The organism is Caldithrix abyssi DSM 13497 (assembly GCF_001886815.1).
In the GTDB taxonomy this organism is placed as follows: Bacteria; Calditrichota; Calditrichia; order Calditrichales; family Calditrichaceae; genus Caldithrix; species Caldithrix abyssi.
In genome coordinates, this window is the sequence record NZ_CP018099.1 from 1,582,966 (window position 1) to 1,601,439 (window position 18,474).

An 18,474-nucleotide genomic window follows, 5' to 3' on the forward strand; every position below is an offset into this window, starting at 1 on the left:
GGTCAAAGAGTAGGAGAAAAACTATGTCAAAAGCTGAGATTTTACTGGTCGTTGCACCGATTTTGATCTTGCTCAGTACGCTATGGAGTTTTTCTTTTTTTGTCCAACTTTTTGGAATTAAAGGCGGTTATTTAGCCGGTTTTGTTTTTTACTGGCTGGGTTGGGGACTCCTGTTTCCGCTGGCGGTTCTTGGCGGAAAGGGACTGACAAATCTATTTGCCAGTTTAACAGCGCCTCCTGTCCAGCTCACGCCCTCCGGTCTTTTTCTGCTGGCTGTGCCGCCTATTTTAGCAGGCGTCACCGTGTTTCGAAAGAATCGATCCAGAATAACTGCTAAAATACTCTGGATTTCGGCAGCCCTGGCTCTGGTAAACGGCGCTCTGGAAGAACTTCTCTGGCGCGGTACCTATCTGACGGTTTTTCCCGATCGCTGGTTTTGGGGCCTCCTTTACCCAACGGTGGGATTTGCGCTCTGGCATTGGGCCCCACAGAGGGTGCGTCCCAGCAAAATGCCGGGAGGAGTTGGAGCTTTTCTTATGGGAGCGCTTTTCCTGGGATTGTGTTGGGGAGGCGTGGCCTGGCAAACCCAGTCCATTTTGTTCACCATCCCTTCCCATGTGTTAACCGATTTTTTAGGATTAGGGGGATTAATTTATGTCGATTCCCGGAATGTTTGACCAGGGTGGTTGTTACAAACATTTCACGATTACACATTTCTTTTCTATCCACATGGTAAAAAACACTGTAGTCGTAACGTGTTTTTAACGGTTAAAATTAAAAAAACGCCCCCCGGAGGGGTCGCATCAAAATAAAAACCGATTGGGAGCGAAACCAGGAGAACCATCCTATGAAAAAAACCTTTTTCACCGTGCTGATCTGGCTGACCTGCTGGTTGCTATTGCCGGCTCAGAATGGGTTGGGGCAGGTGTTGCCAGCGAAGGGCGAGCAGCCGCTTCAAACGGATTGGAGCTGGGAGGAATTGCTTGCCCGGGCGCAGCAGAAAGAAACGCTCGCCCGGATTTACGAGTTGCAAACCCTGCTTTCTCAGGAAGAGGCCCATTTTCTGTTGACGCAATTGCACCGTCTTTCCGCGCCCCGGGATTTACGCCGGCTCTCGGAACTGGAACGGGAACAAGCTCAACACGGCGGCGGCTTTTTCGGAATCGTTCCGGATTATTTTGCCGATCCGGACAGCATCCCTCTTCCTGACAATTTTGATCACCTGATCGAGACCGCCCTTTATCTGGCCCAAATTCGCCAGCAAAACCGTCAGATTGTGTCCGATCCGGCCTTTCAATTTCCCTTAACTTTTCGGGGAGAACCGTTGCCACCCGTGGAAGGAAAATCCGGGCGGAGCAACCTGCAGCTTTATTTCGATTTTTCGGCCATCGAGGCTGTGCTCCACTTGTTTGCTTTACCGGAAATTTCCTTCCAGCAAGCCCGTCAGGTCGCCGAGCAGAAAACCTTTCGGGAAATGCTGGCACACCGCCGTAACCTGGGCTACCTGCCGGAGCCTTTACCAGACAGCGACGACCTGGCACAATTTATTTTCCGGGCGGCCAGCCGGGATCCGGTGGCAGAAATCTGGAAGTGGCTCAATCTCTGGAACAATTTTGGTCTGGCGGATTTGTACTGCCAGCAAGAAGATTACCATCGTTTAATAAGTTACTGGAAAGCAAATCGCGTGCAATTGGAAACCCTGCTGGTTCGACGTCTGGCGCGTTGCGCCCCGCCAGAGGTTCAATTCAGCGATACGGTGAGAATTGCCGTGAATTTTGGAATTCGAAGCTGGGCCACCCGCTCCAGTCTGGGCACCAATCTCATTCAATTTAAAGACCATTACGCCCTGATGTTGCGCACCATTGCTCACGAAACTTTTCATCGCTTGCAATTAAAAATATGTCCCGTGCCATCTTCTCGAAAAAAGAAACAAACGCGGGAATTTGAAGATCTGCTGGCCAGCGATTTTCCGGACAAAGCCGACCGAAAATTCTATCAGGCGTTAAGCTACGTCATGCTGGAAGGCACCGCGACATACGTGGGCGGGGTTGATTCAAGCTGGATTTCTCCCGCAAAAATCCGAGCCGGTAAGGCGCTGCTGGAGGAGATGGTGACGGCTCTTTACCAGGGAGAAGATGTGGACCGTTACGAAGCGTTGATTAACCAGGGGCTGAAATCCAATGGACCGTTTTATGCCCTTGGTTACGCCATGAGTCAGGCGATTGCCGCCCGTTACGGCGCCGAAAAACTGGGACGCCTGTTGCAGCAAGGGAGCCTGGCCTTCTTCAATGAATATCTGCAGGTCCTCTCGGAACAGCAGACGATCCCCGAACTTCGCTTTTCCAGGGAATTTGTTACTCGTCTTCATTGTCTGCAACGTCAAATGTAGCTGAGCATTAAAACGTTAACTTTAAGGCGGAAGAGGAGAAATACTTTTTTGCACAATGACCAGTTTGAGCGCTAAATCATTCCTTCCTGGAAACGACTCCTGTTCTGACTCCGTCAACAATTTGCCGGGTTGAATAAATAAACTTACTTTCAACTCCTTATGTCAAGGGCCTTCGAGAATATATGTCTGGGGAATCGGTAATTTAATCAAAAACTGCAAACGGCTGCGGTAAAAAAAATATTTTTCAGGCTGTCTTTAAATTACAGGGAATTGGTTTGATTCTGGAAAAAGGGCAGAAGTCACTACCTTCATTCTTATTAAATGGGCGCCGTATTAGCAGTGCGTCATTCAATTGATCAAGAGAAAATTGTCTACCCGGTATCCATGGCCCGTCTTTTGCTGTAAAATGGTTGGCCGATTTTTGATCTAATCGGCCAACCGGTGCATGATTAACATTTCCTGAGTTCGCTCTAAAAAGGGGGATTGGTCATTTCGAACAAAGAGCGAACTTTTAACTTTTTCAAAAAAATCAAACAAATAAATCGGCCACGGATAAATAGCGTTCTCCCGTATCGTAGTTAAAAGTCAATACTTTTTTAGGCTCTTTGCTGGTCTCTAGTTTTTGGGCCACCGCCGCCAGCGAGGCGCCGGTACTGATGCCCACCAGAATGCCTTCCTGTCGAGCCGCCTGTTGGGCAAAGCGAAAGGCTTCCTCTTTGCTGATTTGAATGACGTCGTCCAGCAGATCGGTTTTCATGATGGCCGGGATAAATCCGGCGCCAATGCCCTGGATGGGATGCGAGCCGGGCTGGCCGCCACTGAGCACCGGCGATTGGTCGGGTTCAACGGCAAACACTTTTAAATGCGGCCATTCTTTTTTCAAGATTTCAGCCACACCGGTAATGTGGCCGCCCGTGCCAACGCCGGTAATAAGCCAGTCAAGCCCATCCGGGAAATCCTGTAAAATTTCCTGCGCCGTAAATTTTTTGTGTGCCTCAACATTTGCCGGATTTTCAAACTGCATGGGCATCCAGGCATTGGGCAGTTTGGCCGCCAATTCCTTAGCCCGTTCGATGGCTCCTTTCATGCCCTGCTCTTTAGGCGTCAATTCAAATTCGGCGCCGTAAGCGGCCATCAGACTGCGCCGTTCCATGGACATGGATTCTGGCATCACCAGGATAATGCGGTAGCCCTTTACGGCGGCCACCATGGCCAGCCCCACGCCCGTATTGCCCGATGTAGGTTCAACAATTACGCTGTCCTTTTTCAAAATCCCTTTCTGTTCGGCGTCTTCAATCATGGAAAGGGCAATGCGATCTTTGATGCTGCCGCCGGGATTGGTGCGTTCCAGTTTTAGCCACACTTCATGCCGCCGGTCAAACAGCCGGTTGATGCGCACATGGGGGGTATTTCCGATTTGTTCCAGTATATGATTAAGCTTCATGACGATCTCCTTATTTAAATGTGAAACATGAGCGCCTGTTCTTTTTCCAGTTTAGAACGTACGCGTATTTCTGATGTGTTGTAAACGATTGAAAAGGGCGGAACGCTTTTGGTTAACCAGACGTTGCCGCCGATGATGCTGTCGTGCCCGATTACCGTTTCGCCGCCTAAAATGGTAGCGCTGGAATAAATGATGACATTGTCTTCAATGGTCGGGTGCCGTTTCTTTTGCGCCAGAGCTTTAGACACGCTTAAGGCGCCAATCGTAACGCCCTGATAAATTTTTACATTATTGCCAATCTCCGTTGTTTCACCGATTACAATTCCGGTGGCGTGATCGATGAAAAAGGAATGGCCGATACGGGCGCCAGGATGGATGTCCACCCCGCTCTTGTAATGCGCATATTCCGTAATGAGACGCGGAAAAACGGGCACGCCCGCCTCGTAAAATATGTGCGCGATGCGGTAGGCGTAAATGGCGTAAAAACCGGGATAGGCCGAAATAACCTCATCCAGCGTCTCGGCCGCCGGATCGCCTTCATAAATGGCCTGCGCATCGCTCCAGAGCAGTTCGTACACATGGGGCAGTTGCTCAAAAAATATTTCCGTCACCCCGCCTGCGCTGTTGTGCATGCGTCCCTCCAGCGAGTGCAAAATATGCGTCAGTTCCCTGCGCAAAACCGACATTTTGCCTTTGATTTCATCCACGCTCAAATACTGCGCCTGCTCGCTGAAATGCGGGAAAAGCAAGGCCAGCAATTCATCGATAAAATGGTGAACCGCCTTTTTTGAAGGAAAGCTATTTAAATGCTCTACATGTTTTTTTAATAGTAACTGACTAAAATTTTTATATGTATTCATCTTTACATCCTTTGATGCTAATTTTTTTATTGCTCACTAAAACAAAACGAATGGGCCTGAATAGACCATTCTACTAAAATGACTTTTTTAAATATTTATGGGAAAAACAGCTTAAATGAACAAGGAAATTATTTACAACAGCAACAACAGCAGGAAAAGGTATGGAAGGTAAAACGAGGCAGGATAGAGTAAATGGATTGGGCTTGACCGTTTTCTGAAAGCCCGGGACTCAAATTGAGAAAAACAGCCGTTGATAACATGACACACTCCTTCGTGATTGTTTTAACGTTCGCGTGAATTATAAAGAATAAAAACGCCTGATGCAAATAATTATTCCGTAAAAGAGGGCAGGGGAGCGAGGAATAGTGGAGAAATTACCAAGGCAGCATAGCCGCAACCAAAATCAACTGCAACGCGCGCGAAGTAATTTTCTCGCAGATTACGCCAATAATCGCAGAAAATGTTTAAACAAACTGTACTGAGACTAAAGCTAAGCAAATCGGCGCTATTTACGCCCCTTCTCTTTTTTAAAGAGAAGGGGATGGGGGATGAGTTTTTAAAACAGCACAAAAATTTTCAAATCCCGCCAGGGCGAGACTAGATCTTCCAGTGGAAGTATCATAAAAAGGTATTATTATTGAATTTTATTTAAATGGAACTATTGTTTTTATTTAAATTACATAAAATATATTCGTGTCCATTCGTGAAATTCGTGGTTTTTATGCTGACTCATTCATTTAATGTCGCTTTTGAGACACTCCGAATAGGCTAATTTCCAAATGAAATCAAACAGTGTTAAAAATGTTAAAAAACTTTATTAAAATTTGTAATAGAAGTAACTATTGATTAAATTACAATAAATATTCTTTAAGGGGCAGGCATTAAGTTCTATTTTTAATCCCCGTCCCTGAATTAAAGATGCACTTAATTTTTTCGATAATAAATAATCCGCATGTGTTTTAACATTCAATAACCTCAAATTCTGGAGGGGTAAGAATGGAAACCGTTTTACTTCCCAAAGCATCAACAGGAATCACCGGATTGGATGAAATAACCCGCGGAGGCCTTCCGGCCGGCCGTCCCACCCTGGTGTACGGTGGGCCAGGCACCGGCAAAACGCTTTTTGGATTACAATTTATTGCGCATGGGGTTAAACAAAACGAAAAGGGCGTGATTTTGACTTTCGAAGAAACCGCAGAAGATCTGATCACCTACGCCAGGTCCATAGGGATTGACCTGGCAAAAATGATCAAAGAAAAAAGAGTAATTATTGATTATTTCGATTTATCCGGCAACGACGTGCATGAAGCGGGAACGTACGATCTGGAAGGATTATTTTTAAGGTTGCAGGCCGCCGTCGAGGAGATTGGGGCAAAACGCGTTCATTTAGATACTCTTGAAGCATTATTTGCCTTCTTTGAAAAAGAAGAGATTATCAGAAAAGAATTTAGCCGTTTATTTCACTGGCTAAAACGGCGTAAATTAACCACGGTTGTAACGGCGGAAATTTCTCTTACCAGCGAAATACCGGTCACCCGTTACGGGCTGGAAGAATATGTTAGCGATTGTGTGATTTTTCTGGATAATCGCGTCGAAAAGCAGGTTGCCACGCGTCGCTTGCGCATTTTGAAATATCGTGGGTCTTCTCATGGGACCAACGAATACCCTTTTTTAATTGATGACGACGGCATTACCGTTTTCCCCATTACTTCTGTGAAGTTAGAATATCAGGTTTCCACAGAACGCATCAGTACGGGCATTCCCGATCTGGATCAGATGCTGGACGGGGGGATTTACCGCGGCAGCACTGTTTTAATCTCAGGAACGGCCGGGACGGGTAAGAGCACCATGGGGATTTCATTTGCCAATGCGGCTTGCGAGCGTAACGAAAAAGCGCTTTATGTTTCTTTTGAAGAATCTCCGGCGCAAATTGTGCGTAACATGGCTTCGGTTGGTTTTGATCTGCAAAAACATATCGATTCAGGACTGCTGGAAATTCATTCCCAGCGTCCCACCATGTATGGCCTGGAACTGCATCTGGCTAAGATGATCGATTTAATAAATAAAGTTTCGCCGTCGGTTATCGTTATCGATCCGATCAATAGCTTTTTAACCGATTCTGAAGAACGAGACGTGAAACTCATGCTCATGCGTTTTACGGATTTGTTAAAAGAAAAAAATATCTCCGCTTTTATGCTTAGCTTAACCGGCGGAGGTGAGCACACCGAGCGCACCAATGTGGCTATTTCATCGATTGTGGATACCTGGATCATTTTGCGCGATGTGGAACAGGCCGGCGAGCGGAACAGAGCTTTGTTTATTTTGAAATCGCGCGGGCACAAACATTCTAATCAGGTGCGGGAATTCTTGATTACTTCGCAGGGTATCAAATTGGTCGAAATATATGAAGGCGCGGAAGGTTTGCTGACGGGTTCGGCGCGTGTTGCCCAGAAAACCAGAGAGGAGATGGTGCTGGAAAATCTAAACCAGGAGCTAAAGCGTCTGGAGAAGTTAATTAGCAGCCGTAAAAAATTATTCGATAATCAGATTGAACTATTAAAAGCAAATTTTGAGAGTGAAATAGAAACACTGGAGTTAAAACATAAACAGGTGCTGCAACAGAAGACGAGGCTGGAAGCTCAACGACAAATGATTCAAAAATTGCGTTCCTGAAAATAAGAAAGAAAGGAACAATATGTCTGTAAATAAGCAAAGAGAGGTCCCGGCATCGGTTCAAAAATGGATTTTTGAGTTGTACATTGCCGGTCAGTCGCCTCGTTCATTACAGGCCATCGCCAATCTTAAATTAATATGCGAAAAAAATTTAAAAGAAAATTACGAGTTGACAGTTATCGATGTTACGGAAAATCCCTCTCTGGCCAGAGTAAAACAGATCATCGCTCTGCCTACCTTGATCCGGTTGAGTCCCTCGCCGGAACGCAAGGTTGTGGGCGATTTATCGGAACTTGACAGAGCAGCGGCAATCCTGGAATTGGTCAATGGAAAATAAACTAAAATCGGGAAACGTTTCTATGCTGTTATTGGTAAGCGGCATGACCGAGCGCTCATTAAAGGCAATCAAATTGGTGCGTCAGGTTTGTGATCAATTTTTAGCGCATTATAAACTAACGGTTCTTGACGTTTACCGGGACGCTTCGCCGGAGAGCCAGCGCGTTTTACCCGTTGCCCCTATGTTAATCGGTAATTTGACGGAGGAGCTGGTGGCCAAAATTAAACAACAGGCCAAAGAACAAAACTTTTTTCTCCCGGTGATAAGAGCCCAATTCATTTCGGTTGATGAATGGAGAGGAAAGCGAGATGAGTCAGGAGCTGGCACAAAAGATAAGAATTCTTGAAGAGCGTCTTAAAGAAGCAGAGGGCACGTTAGAGGCTATCCGCAAGGGTAAGATCGACGCGATTGTCGTTCAGGGCAAAGAACTGCCGGAGATTTACACTTTAAAAAGCGCTGATTTTACCTACCGTGTTTTAATCGAACGTATGAACGAAGGTGCCGCCATCCTTTCCAAAGAAGGCATTGTACTTTATTCCAATAATAAACTGACGGAAATCCTGGGCACCAACAAAAAGGAGCTTGTCGGGAATTTTTTAAGCGATTTTTTGCTGGCCTCAGAGAGAAAAAAATTGGACATTATTTTAAAAAAGGGAATAAAGCAGGCCATCAATCAAAAGGTCTTTTATGTTCGTCCGCATGACGGTCAATTGAAATCACTATTGTTTTCCGCCAATCCCATGCCCGCGGAGAGCGGCGCCGATATCGGTTTGATTGTTACCGACTTAAGCGAGGTGGAAGAAAAAGAGAAATTGCAAAAGCTTCAGGTTAAGCTGGAAGAGATGGTGGTGGATCGAACGCGACGCCTCCAGGAAGCGCACGAAGAACTAAAAGCGATGAATGAACGACTGGCGCACGAAATTGAAGAGCATAAAAGAACGGAACAAGAATTAATCCGTAAAGAACAGGAAATTGACGAGATCATCAACTCGGCCGCCGAGGGCATTCTGGGCGTCGATAAAAACGGCGTGTGTACGTTTGTCAATAACAGCTGCCTGACCTTGCTGGGGTATGATTCGCGCGACGAGGTGGTGGGTAAAAAGGTTCAGAAAATTCTTGCTCCGCGCTGTGATATGAACACGCCCTGTCCGGAAAAAGACAGCAAAATATTTAAAGCGATTAAAGACGGTACCGTGCAAAGCGCTACCGATATGTTTTTCAGGAAAAAGGACGGCCGTTATTTCCCGGTCGGCTATCTGGTGCATCCGATAAGATCAGATTCCAGAACACGGGGTGCGGTAATTTCGTTCTGGGATTTTTCACAGCAGCGCGCCCTGGAAGAAAAATTGAAGCAGATGGCCAAGGTTCTGGAACAATCACTGGATTTGATTGTCATTACGGATGTGGATGGCACTATCGAGTATGTCAATCCAGCTTTTGAAAAAAACACGGGCTATACGCTTGGAGAGTTGAAAGACAAAACGCCAAAAATCTTACTCAGCGAGGATAACAGCCCAGACTTTTGTCAGAAACTATTGGAAAATCTTAAAGAGGGTAAAAATTGGCAGGGCACCATTACCTGTAAACGGAAAAACGGTGAAGTGTTTAAGTGTTTGACGGTGTTTTTCCCGATTCGAAACGATTCCGGAGAAATTATTAATTATGCTTTTGTACAACGAGATATCTCGGCCGAGGAACAGCTAAGAGAGCAGATGTACCAGGCGCAAAAACTGGAGAGTCTGGGCAAGTTAACCGGCGGGGTGGCCCACGATTTTAACAATTTATTGACTGTTATTAACGGCTTTTCAAAATTAGGCCTGGAGCTGATCAATAAAGATCATCCGCTGCACAGCTATTTGCAGCAAATTTACAGAGCGGGGGAACGAGCTTCCCATTTGACCTCGCAATTGTTAACTTTTAGCCGTAAACAGGTCATCTCCCCGCAAAAAGTTAATATCAATGAAATTTTTAAAGAAACGCAAAAAATGCTTCAACGATTAATCGGCGAGGACATCAAACTGATTTTTCAGCTTGATGAAAAGGTTAAACCGATTAAAGCGGACGTAACGCAAATTGACCAGATTTTAATGAACCTGGTGGTCAACGCCCGCGACGCCATTCTGGAAAAAGAAAACGCCGAAGAAAAGAAAATTGTCGTTTCAACCCGCCAGGTGGAAGTCTCGCAAAAAATGGCCGATAAATATCTTGATTTAAATCCTGGCCCCCATGTTCTAATCGAAGTCAAAGATACGGGCATCGGAATGACGGATGAAGTTAAAGAACATATTTTCGAACCCTTTTTTACCACTAAAAAAGAAGGGCGGGGAACAGGGCTTGGGCTTTCTACCGTTTACGGAATTATCAAACAAAATCAGGCATTTATTCAAGTAAAGAGTAAGCCGGGCGTGGGCACTACTTTTTCCATTTATTGGCCCAACTATCTGCAGGAAGACCAAAATCAACCAGAGCAGAAAGAAGCGCAGTTCGCACAGGGCCGTCAGCAGCTGGTTTTAATCGTGGAAGATGATCCTGAAGTGCGCAGCCTGCTGGAGGCATCCCTCAAAAAACTGAACTACAGAGTTATGACCGCCGCTAACGGCGCAGAAGCGCTGAAAATCATAAACAGTGCAAAAGATGAAATTGACGCGATCATTACCGACCTGGTGATGCCTGAAATAGACGGCGTAACCCTGGCGAAAAAAGTCAGGGAAATGGGCATTGCCGTTCCCGTCCTCTTTGGAACGGGTTACGCCGACGAACATCTTGAAAAGATTGTGGACTCCGATTACAGCCGCTTCATTCTCCAAAAGCCCTACAGGCTGGAAGAGCTGGCTAAAAAATTAAATGAGGTCCTGGGAAATTAACATCGTGGAGGCCGCGCTAAAGTAGGTACCATTCTGAGTCTCGCTTCAGCGGGGCGAAGAATTCCTCGCTTGTTTGAGAGGGATTCTTCGCTGCGCTCAGAATGTCATTACGGGGGCGCTGCGAGGATCCGCTAACGCCCCATTTAGAATGACGCCTCACCTGGCGCCATTCCTGTCCTTCAACAACTCATTAACTTTTTTAGCTAAATCGATGGGTGAAAAAGGTTTTTGCAGAAAATTAGGCTGATCATTTCTGTTTTCCTCTTTAAATTCATTTTCACTGTAGCCAGAAATAAACAATACAGGTAGGCCGGGATAGTATTCATGAATCATGGCCGCCAGTTTTTTCCCGCTTAAATTCGGCATTACAAGGTCTGTAATCAATAAATCAAATGCCTGGCGGTCCGCTTTTAACTTTCGCAGAGCGTCCTTGCCATCGCGGGCGGGGGTTACTTTATAACCGAAATAAGAGAGCGCCTTGCCGGTCAGCTTGCGCACGTCGGCATCGTCTTCCACCAGCAGGATGGAGGCGTCTCCCCGCAGGTTTTGCTGTTCTTCTTTATTCTCGGGCCGGGTTGCTTGTTCCGTCCCCTCCACCTTAGGAAAATATATGTCGAAAATCGTGCCGCTTTGCGGCGCACTGGTCACGTAAATCATACCCTCGTTTTGTTTAACAATGCCGTAAACCGTGGAAAGGCCGAGGCCCGTTCCCTCGCCCACACCGCGCGTTGTAAAAAAAGGTTCAAAAATGTGCTTTAATGTCTCCTGATCCATGCCCACGCCCGTATCGGCCACCGAAAGACGCACAAAATCACCGGCGCGGGCGCCCTCATTGTCGCTGGCAAACTTTTGGTCAATGGCGCAATTCTGCGTAATGATGGTCAGCTTTCCGCCATCCGGCATGGCCTGTTTGGCGTTTACAATCAGGTTAAGCAGAATTTGCTCCAGCTGATGGGCATCCGATTCAATGGGCCACAGGTCGCTGGCCAGCTGGATATCCAGCGTGATATTTTCGCCCAGCAAGCTTTTGAGCATGGGAAGGTAGTTTTCGATTACATCGTTGAGGTTCAATATGCGGGCTTGCCGCATCTGTTTGCGGCTGAAAGCCAGCAGCTGACTGGTCAAATTTTTGGCTTTTTCGCCGGCCTGAAAGATCTGTTCCACCTTTTTACGATGGACGTCGTCTTCTTTTAAGGCATACAGCAGCAGCTGGGCATAGCCGTTAATGACTGTGAGCAGGTTGTTAAAATCATGGGCGATGCCTCCGGCCAGTCGGCCGATGGCTTCCATTTTTTGGGATTGGAGCAGTTGTTGTTGCAGTTTTTTATTTTCTGAGATATCTTCCTGAATGCCCATGAAGTGTGTAATTCGATTGTTCGCGTCTTTGATGGGGACGATGAGCAGTTTTGCCCAGTAGAAAGAACCGTCTTTTTTCCGATTGATAATTTCATCGTGCCATGGGGATCCGCTGGAAATCGTTTTCCACATCAGCCGGTAGAATTCTTCGGGCATTTCGCCTGATTTTAACATGCGGGGCGTTTTCCCTTTTACATCTTTTTCTGAATATCCGCTTATTTTGGTGAAAGCGGGATTGACGTACTCAATTTTGCCCTCCGGATCCGTGACCATAATACCCACAGGACTTTCCTGAATGCCCGTGGAAAGGACGCGGATGATTTCGTCTTTTTCTTTTTTTTCGGTTATATCCAGAATGCTGCCCAGAATGGCTTCCTTCCCCTGAAATTCAATACGCGAGGCTAATAGTTCCAGCTCCAGTCTCCTGCCGTCTTTATCCATTCCACTAAATTCAATATGCGTTGGGGAACTGTGGCTTTCCAGCATCTCTTTGAATACCGCTTTTATCTTTTGATGATTGGCCGGATGGCAGAGGTCAAGATAAGATTTTAGTTGTAAGATTTTTTTCGGGCTTTCATATTGGAAAATTTCCGCCATGCGGGGATTCGCATATTTGAATTGTTCGTTCTGCACCAGAAAAACGCCAACCAGCGCGTTTTCGCTTAAAATTCGATATTTATACTCGCTCTCTTTCAGCATTTTCTGGGCTTTAAGTTGCATCTGTTCGATGTCAAATTTATGGATGGCGTAGGCAATATCATTGCCAATTTCCTTGAATAATTCCACAATCTGCTCGTCGGCTTCAAAAGTGGGCGCAAGATAAGCCGTCAAAACGCCATATTGGGTGTCGCGATATCCTAAACGGTAACTCAGATGAAACTGGCCGGCAACACTTTTGCAAAATTTACATAATATACACTGATCCTCAGCGACGCGCGTGATTACCACTTCGTCCGTATCAAACGCATTCTGGATGCATGGAGGCATGTTGTTTTCTAAAATTTTTTGCTTTAAGATTTTGCCATCCTGTTCATAATCGCGAGAGATAAATATCTCCATTGTTTTATTGTGGGTATCTGTTAACAAAATGGTTGTCGTAAAAACGTCGGTTCCGGCCAACATCTGACAGATACCATTTAAAAGCTCTTTTTTACTGCGCCTTTCAAGGATGAATTGGTTGATTTGCTGCCGCGTTTTCAGAATGGAATTGACCATGTTTAAACGTTGCTGGACCTGATGTTTAAATAGCGCCATTTGAATATTGGTATGTAAGTCGATGCTTCTGACCGGTTTTACCAGATAGGAATAAACATTGTCCAGTTGCGCCTGATTGAGGTAGTCCTGATTGGCGTGCGCCGTTAAGAAGATGATGGGAATGTCCTGTTTTTTCGAAATCCGGTGCGCGGCTTCAAGGCCGTTTATCGGTCCGCGAATGCGAATATCCATTAAAATCAATTGAGGATTTGTTTTCTCAATTTGTTCAATGGCATCCGCTCCCGAGGCGGCGATACCCGCAATTCCGTAATTAAATTCCTGTAAAATTTGCTGCAAATGCGCAACGATTAACGCGTCATCTTCTACGATGAATATGCGAGGAGCTTCCATGATTCTCCACTCTTTTAAATTTCAAATTCAATAGTGATTTTTGCGCCATTCCGGCCGTCAATCTTTAATTTTCCGCCCAGTTGATGCGTTGCCCATAAATGAACCAGTTTTAATCCCATCGATTTAAGTCTGGTTAAATCTCGCGGAGGCGAAAAACCGGCCCCGCTGTCGCTGACCGTCAATTGAATACGTCCTTTGTGTTTATTCAACCGAACGTGAATCTCCTTAGGCCCTGCCGAATCGTTGAAGGCGTATTTAAACGAATTACTGACCAGCTCATTAATAATCAGCCCGCAGGGCAGCGCTTTATCGACCGCTAAAGTTAAATCGTCAATATTTAAAATCAGTTTAACATCTTCGACGTTTAAAAACGTCTGATGCACATTGGTCATTAAACTTTGCAGGTACGTTTTCATGTCAATAGCCGCCAGATTCGTCGAGTGGTAGAGCTGTTCGTAAACCAGGCTCATGGCGCGTAATTGATTTTGCAGGTTGTTAAATATTTCTCGGCTATTCAGGTCAGAAACTTGATTTTTGTTCATCTGTATGAGATAGAATAAACTTTGCAGATTGTTCTTAACGCGGTGATGAACCTCTTGCAACAGAATTTCTTTTTCGCTTAAAGCCTGGCTCAATTTCAGTTCGCTTTCTTTGCGTTCTGTAATATCACGCACTACGGCAACATAACCATGAATCTTCTCTTCGATGAGCATGGGCGTCACATTGGCAGAAAACCACTTAATACCGGCGTTTTTTTCTTCCAGGTTAAATTCCAGTTTTACGGTTTGTCCCCTGTTCAGTTTGTGGATGGTTGGTTTAAGTTGCAATTTCATGGCGCGGGGCAATAGCCGGAAAATGGGTCGCCCTATGTAACTTTTGAGGTTAAAATTCAATTCTTCTGCTTCTGGAGCATTATAGAACAGCAGCTTGCCCTGCGGATCAAACAGCAGAACGATATCGACCATGCTGGTTAAAATACTTTTAAAGCGGCCTTCGGATTCTTGCAGGGCGCGCTGATATTTCAGTTGTTCGGTGATGTCGCGAATGATGGCCAGGTTTACCATTCGTCCCTGATATTCCACGCGCGTTCCGACCACCTCCACATCTAATTCCGTCCCGTCCAGAGCAATGTGCTTTTCCTGGATTAAGGGTAAAACAGTTCCTTTGCCGTTTGCGGCGGCCTCTAAAAGCCTGCGTTTAACCAGTTCTCTGGAATCAGGATGGACAAAGCTCATAACCGGCCTGTTGTACATTTGTTCCAACGTTTGGGCTTTGTAAATTTTACGCGCCGCCTGATTGGCAAATAAAATACGACCGCTTTCATGAACCACAATGGCATCCGGAGATTGTTCCACCAGGCTGCGGTAACGGGCTTCGCTTTCGCGCAGAGCGTTTTCCATTCTTTTTCTTTCACTGATATCCACCAGCACGCCCCGCAGGCCGGTTACCTCTTCGCGCTTTAAAATGGGAGTGGCAAATATTAAAACCGGAAACAATTGCCCGTCTTTACGTAAAGCTAAAAATTCATTGGATGGCGGCGTCTTAAAATTTAATACGGCTTCAAAGAATTCCAGCGCTTTTTGCTGTTGCCCCTGTGGAAACCATTCCAATATTTTCATCCCCTGCAACATCTCTAATTGAGAATATCCGGTAAGTCTTGTAGCAAACGAATTCACATACGTCAAGCGGAGCGATGTATTGCTTTCGAATACGCATTGAGGCAGCAGATTGGCCATTTCTTTAAAACGTCGTTCGCTTTCAATTAGGCGATCCTGCGCTTTCTTTTGTTCGGTGATATCTTCAAGAACGCCTTCGATGAAGAGACCTCCGCTTTCCGGTTCGCGATAGACCTTGGCCGTATCTCGCACCCAGATGACGGTTCCGTCTATTTTGCGCAGGCGCGTTTCATGGGTGTGCTGTTTTTCGCTAAATTTTAATAGATTTTTCCATAGGGTGTGCGATGTTTCATCCATGTAAAAAGAAAAAAAGTTGATGCTTTGGGCTTCTTCAAAGGATTGGCAGCCGATCAGTTTTAATGTCGCCGGATTGGCAGCCAGTAGTTCGCCCTTTTCATTAATGCGGTACAGTCCCACCGGCACATTTTCAAATAAGTTGCGATAGCGTTTTTCACTGGCTTCCAGCGCCTGGCGGGCCTCCTGCTCTCTGGTAACGTCGCGCACGCTGCCCAGAATGGCCTGTTTTCCCTGATAGGTAATGGTGTTTACATTAAACTCACAAAGTTTAATTTTACCGGATTTGGTGACGATGCGGGCTGTGTATTGATATGGTGCAAAATCTCCCTTTTTACGCGCCCGCGCAAATTTGGTCAATCTTGGCCGATCTTCTTCATGAATCAATTGTAAAACATCGATTTCATACAATTCGTCTTTTTGGTATTCGGAAATTTCCTCTAAGCTGTTGTTGACAAACAAAAATTTATTTTTGCGATAAATAAAAATGGCATCGTGGCTTTGCTCCACAATTTGCCGATACTTTTCTTCGCTTTCGTTCAGGGCTTTTTCAAATTTCTTTTTATCCGTTACATTATTCGAATACAATACGACGGACTCAGCCTGATCCAATTCATTACGGATAACAATCCCGGAACAGTCGATGATAGCCTTAATACGTCCGTTCATTTTGAACTCCAGTTCCGACCGGAATTCAGGATTCTCTTCAATCGTTTCCAGCCATTGGCTGAAAATTCTTCTCGATTTGGCGTTTAAAAACTGCAGAAAGTTTTTGCCTTCGATTTTTGCGGGACTTAAGCCCGTTTGTTGATAGAAAAACGGGTTGGCCTGAATGATGGCGCCGTCTTTCTTTAATAAGTGAATCCAGATATTGGCTGATTCAAATAATGATCGGAACTGCCGCTCGTTCTGCTTTAATTTCAGATGACGTAACACCAGAATCCACATTAAAAGGGCGATGGCCAGCGTAAAAATCAGGTTTAATATAAAATATTTATTGCGCGTCACGGCCAGTTGACTTTTAATAAAATCAGACGAAGGACTGATTTTGATTTTCCAGATTTTGTCTCCGATTTGCGCGCCGGACGCATGTAAAAATGCCGCTGACATCTGACGGTGAGTCGAATGGAAAATGGTATCTTCCTCAACCGTTTCAATCAGCAGGTCAAAATGTTCCTGCAAAAAGGGATTATTAAGACAGTAGCGGATAAGCGTATCGGTTTTGAACACGATGTTAATGAAGCCTAACAGCTGATCATTGGCAAAAACGGGCTTGTAAGATGCAAAGCCTTTGCCGCCCTGTAAAAGGGGAATGACGCTGGTGCAGGTAAGGTTTTTGGTTGTCATGGCTGTGGTTATGGCCTGTTTTACCTTTTGCGAGGGGTGAGCATGGAGGTCTTTATTCAGAGCGTCTTCGTTGCCTTTTACCGGGTTGACAATGCGAATAATCCAATTGCTGTCGATCCAGTTGATGGCCTGGATGCCGGGATATATCTTAAAGAGATTGTTGACGTCTTTGTTGAATTTCTTGGGTGATCGGGCATATTGATCCACCCAATTTAACGCCAGGTAGTCGGCCAGAGAAAGACGCTGATTGATCCAGCTTTCCAGCCGAAAGGTAACCTGATCGGCCATTACGCGCGTCAGATCCTCGAGCGCCTGCTGGTGTTGTTCCCGGTCATGAAACCAGAGAAAACTCAGAATAAAGGCCAGTAAAAGAAAAAGGATCAAAGGCGGAATGACAGACAATCTTTTTCTTTTAAAAATCCATGTTATTTTATTTATCTTCATACTCCGTATTTAAAGTTGATTCTAATTTGCAAATTTTCGGCAAGTTGCTGATTTTCTTTATTTAATTGAAATTTTTTTAGCAAAAATTGAAATCGTAAAAAATTAAAATGTAATGTACGATCAAAACGCGCGCCTGAGATCGGGATGTTTACTTTTGCCCAACCCCATTACCTGTTGCGCGTTACATGTTACGCATTCAAATCGCATCTCCCATGACCGGATAGAAACTTACTAAGGCAGCGAAGCCGCACGCAAAAACATTTTTGCAGAGATTTTAGCAACCACAAAGCGCACAGCGCACAGCGTGCAGAGAAATCACAAAGGGCGCAATGAATGAAAAAAAATAAAAATAGTTTCAGTTGCACTCACCCCCTGCACCTTCACTCGCAGACAAAAGATCAGGAATGACCGTACTTGTAAGGGCGAAGGATTTCCAACCTCATTTTTTCCAGAGCGCTTTTTTATATGACTAAAGATTAATGCTTACCAGCGCTGAATTGTTTTTGGAAATCCTTCGCCCTACATAAACGGTGGTAGGAATTCGCCACATTTGCAGAAACAAGTTTGAAATGACAGACTAACTATTCAACCATTCAACCATTCAACCATTCAACCATTCAACCAAAAAACTGTCCCTGTCATTTGTAAAATAATTCGCGCAGAGGAACGCGTTTCAGGCGACCGGATTTGAATTTTTGCTGTAACTCGGCCAGCTCCTGTTCGGCCGGGCCGATTTCCCAGAAATATTTTTCGTCCATCCACTGTAGTTCTGGCCCGACTTCGTTTAAAGGACAGATGTCCCGGTATTCAACCTTAATGCCGCTTTCGTTATATTCAAACCAGCGCAAAGGCAGGCCCTGCGTACGACACACATAAGGTCGGAAAGCATAAATGCGGCAGCGATCGTCCTCGTCCAGAAAGGCGCATTTGCCTGTGGGATGGGGTTTCTCTTTCAACACACTTTCGGCTTTGTGCCTGATGTAAGCCGCTTCCGCTTCAAACACGGTAATGCCGTCCAGACAGCAGTCGGCGCAGCCCGCTTTACAATGCAAACGAGCACGGTTCAGCTCTTCTAACTTGTGCACGTTTTCATCTACTTTTTGGTAAAAGGCTTCGAGCGCCTGAATTAAGGAATCCATGGCTCACGTCTCTCATTATTTATGACCTGTTTAAAGTTAAAAAATA

General features: G+C 45.4%; 11 protein-coding genes. 6 read left to right on the forward strand and 5 right to left on the reverse strand.

Going from position 1 to position 18,474, the window contains the following annotated elements:
• Positions 1-23 precede the first annotated feature (23 nt).
• Both Cabys_RS06320 and Cabys_RS06325 read left to right on the forward strand, forming a co-directional pair.
• On the forward strand, positions 24-677 hold the full coding sequence (locus Cabys_RS06320; RefSeq protein ID WP_006929397.1) for a CPBP family intramembrane glutamic endopeptidase: 654 nt from the start codon (positions 24-26) through the stop codon (positions 675-677).
• Positions 678-847: 170 nt separating this feature from the next.
• Positions 848-2,389: a DUF5700 domain-containing putative Zn-dependent protease gene (locus tag Cabys_RS06325; protein ID WP_006929398.1), complete on the forward strand. Its 1,542-nt coding sequence runs from the start codon at positions 848-850 to the stop codon at positions 2,387-2,389.
• 529 nt (positions 2,390-2,918) lie between these two features.
• Here the strand turns inward: Cabys_RS06325 and cysK are convergent.
• Entirely contained in the window at positions 2,919-3,833 is a 915-nt protein-coding gene (gene cysK / locus Cabys_RS06330) for a cysteine synthase A (RefSeq protein ID WP_006929399.1), read from the reverse strand.
• A gap of 14 nt (positions 3,834-3,847) precedes the next feature.
• Positions 3,848-4,693: a serine O-acetyltransferase EpsC gene (gene epsC / locus Cabys_RS06335; protein ID WP_006929400.1), complete on the reverse strand. Its 846-nt coding sequence runs from the start codon at positions 4,691-4,693 to the stop codon at positions 3,848-3,850.
• 996 nt (positions 4,694-5,689) lie between these two features.
• On the opposite strand from epsC, the gene kaiC reads away from it, so the two are divergent.
• From kaiC to Cabys_RS06355, 4 genes are read left to right on the forward strand one after another with little or no spacing between them, the layout of a single operon-like run.
• Positions 5,690-7,366 carry a circadian clock protein KaiC gene (gene kaiC, locus Cabys_RS06340; RefSeq protein ID WP_006929401.1) on the forward strand — a complete coding sequence of 559 codons (1,677 nt, stop codon included), beginning with the start codon at positions 5,690-5,692 and terminating at the stop codon, positions 7,364-7,366.
• A gap of 22 nt (positions 7,367-7,388) precedes the next feature.
• On the forward strand, positions 7,389-7,703 hold the full coding sequence (locus Cabys_RS06345; RefSeq protein ID WP_006929402.1) for a circadian clock KaiB family protein: 315 nt from the start codon (positions 7,389-7,391) through the stop codon (positions 7,701-7,703).
• 22 nt (positions 7,704-7,725) lie between these two features.
• Positions 7,726-8,049: a hypothetical protein gene (locus Cabys_RS06350; protein ID WP_169833696.1), complete on the forward strand. Its 324-nt coding sequence runs from the start codon at positions 7,726-7,728 to the stop codon at positions 8,047-8,049.
• Complete coding sequence (locus Cabys_RS06355; RefSeq protein WP_006929405.1) at positions 8,012-10,567, forward strand: PAS domain-containing hybrid sensor histidine kinase/response regulator; 2,556 nt, start codon at positions 8,012-8,014, stop codon at positions 10,565-10,567. Before Cabys_RS06350 ends, Cabys_RS06355 begins: the two co-directional genes overlap by 38 nt.
• Positions 10,568-10,723: 156 nt before the next feature.
• Here Cabys_RS06355 and Cabys_RS06360 read toward each other — a convergent pair whose 3' ends face one another.
• The 3 genes from Cabys_RS06360 to Cabys_RS06370 form a co-directional block, all read right to left on the reverse strand.
• Positions 10,724-13,528 (reverse strand): response regulator, encoded by a 2,805-nt coding sequence (locus tag Cabys_RS06360; protein ID WP_006929406.1) that lies wholly within the window; start codon positions 13,526-13,528, stop codon positions 10,724-10,726.
• Positions 13,529-13,542: 14 nt separating this feature from the next.
• Complete coding sequence (locus Cabys_RS06365; RefSeq protein ID WP_006929407.1) at positions 13,543-17,289, reverse strand: PAS domain S-box protein; 3,747 nt, start codon at positions 17,287-17,289, stop codon at positions 13,543-13,545.
• A 638-nt stretch (positions 17,290-17,927) separates the two neighbouring features.
• Positions 17,928-18,428: a YkgJ family cysteine cluster protein gene (locus tag Cabys_RS06370; RefSeq protein WP_006929408.1), complete on the reverse strand. Its 501-nt coding sequence runs from the start codon at positions 18,426-18,428 to the stop codon at positions 17,928-17,930.
• Positions 18,429-18,474: the final 46 nt, after the last annotated feature.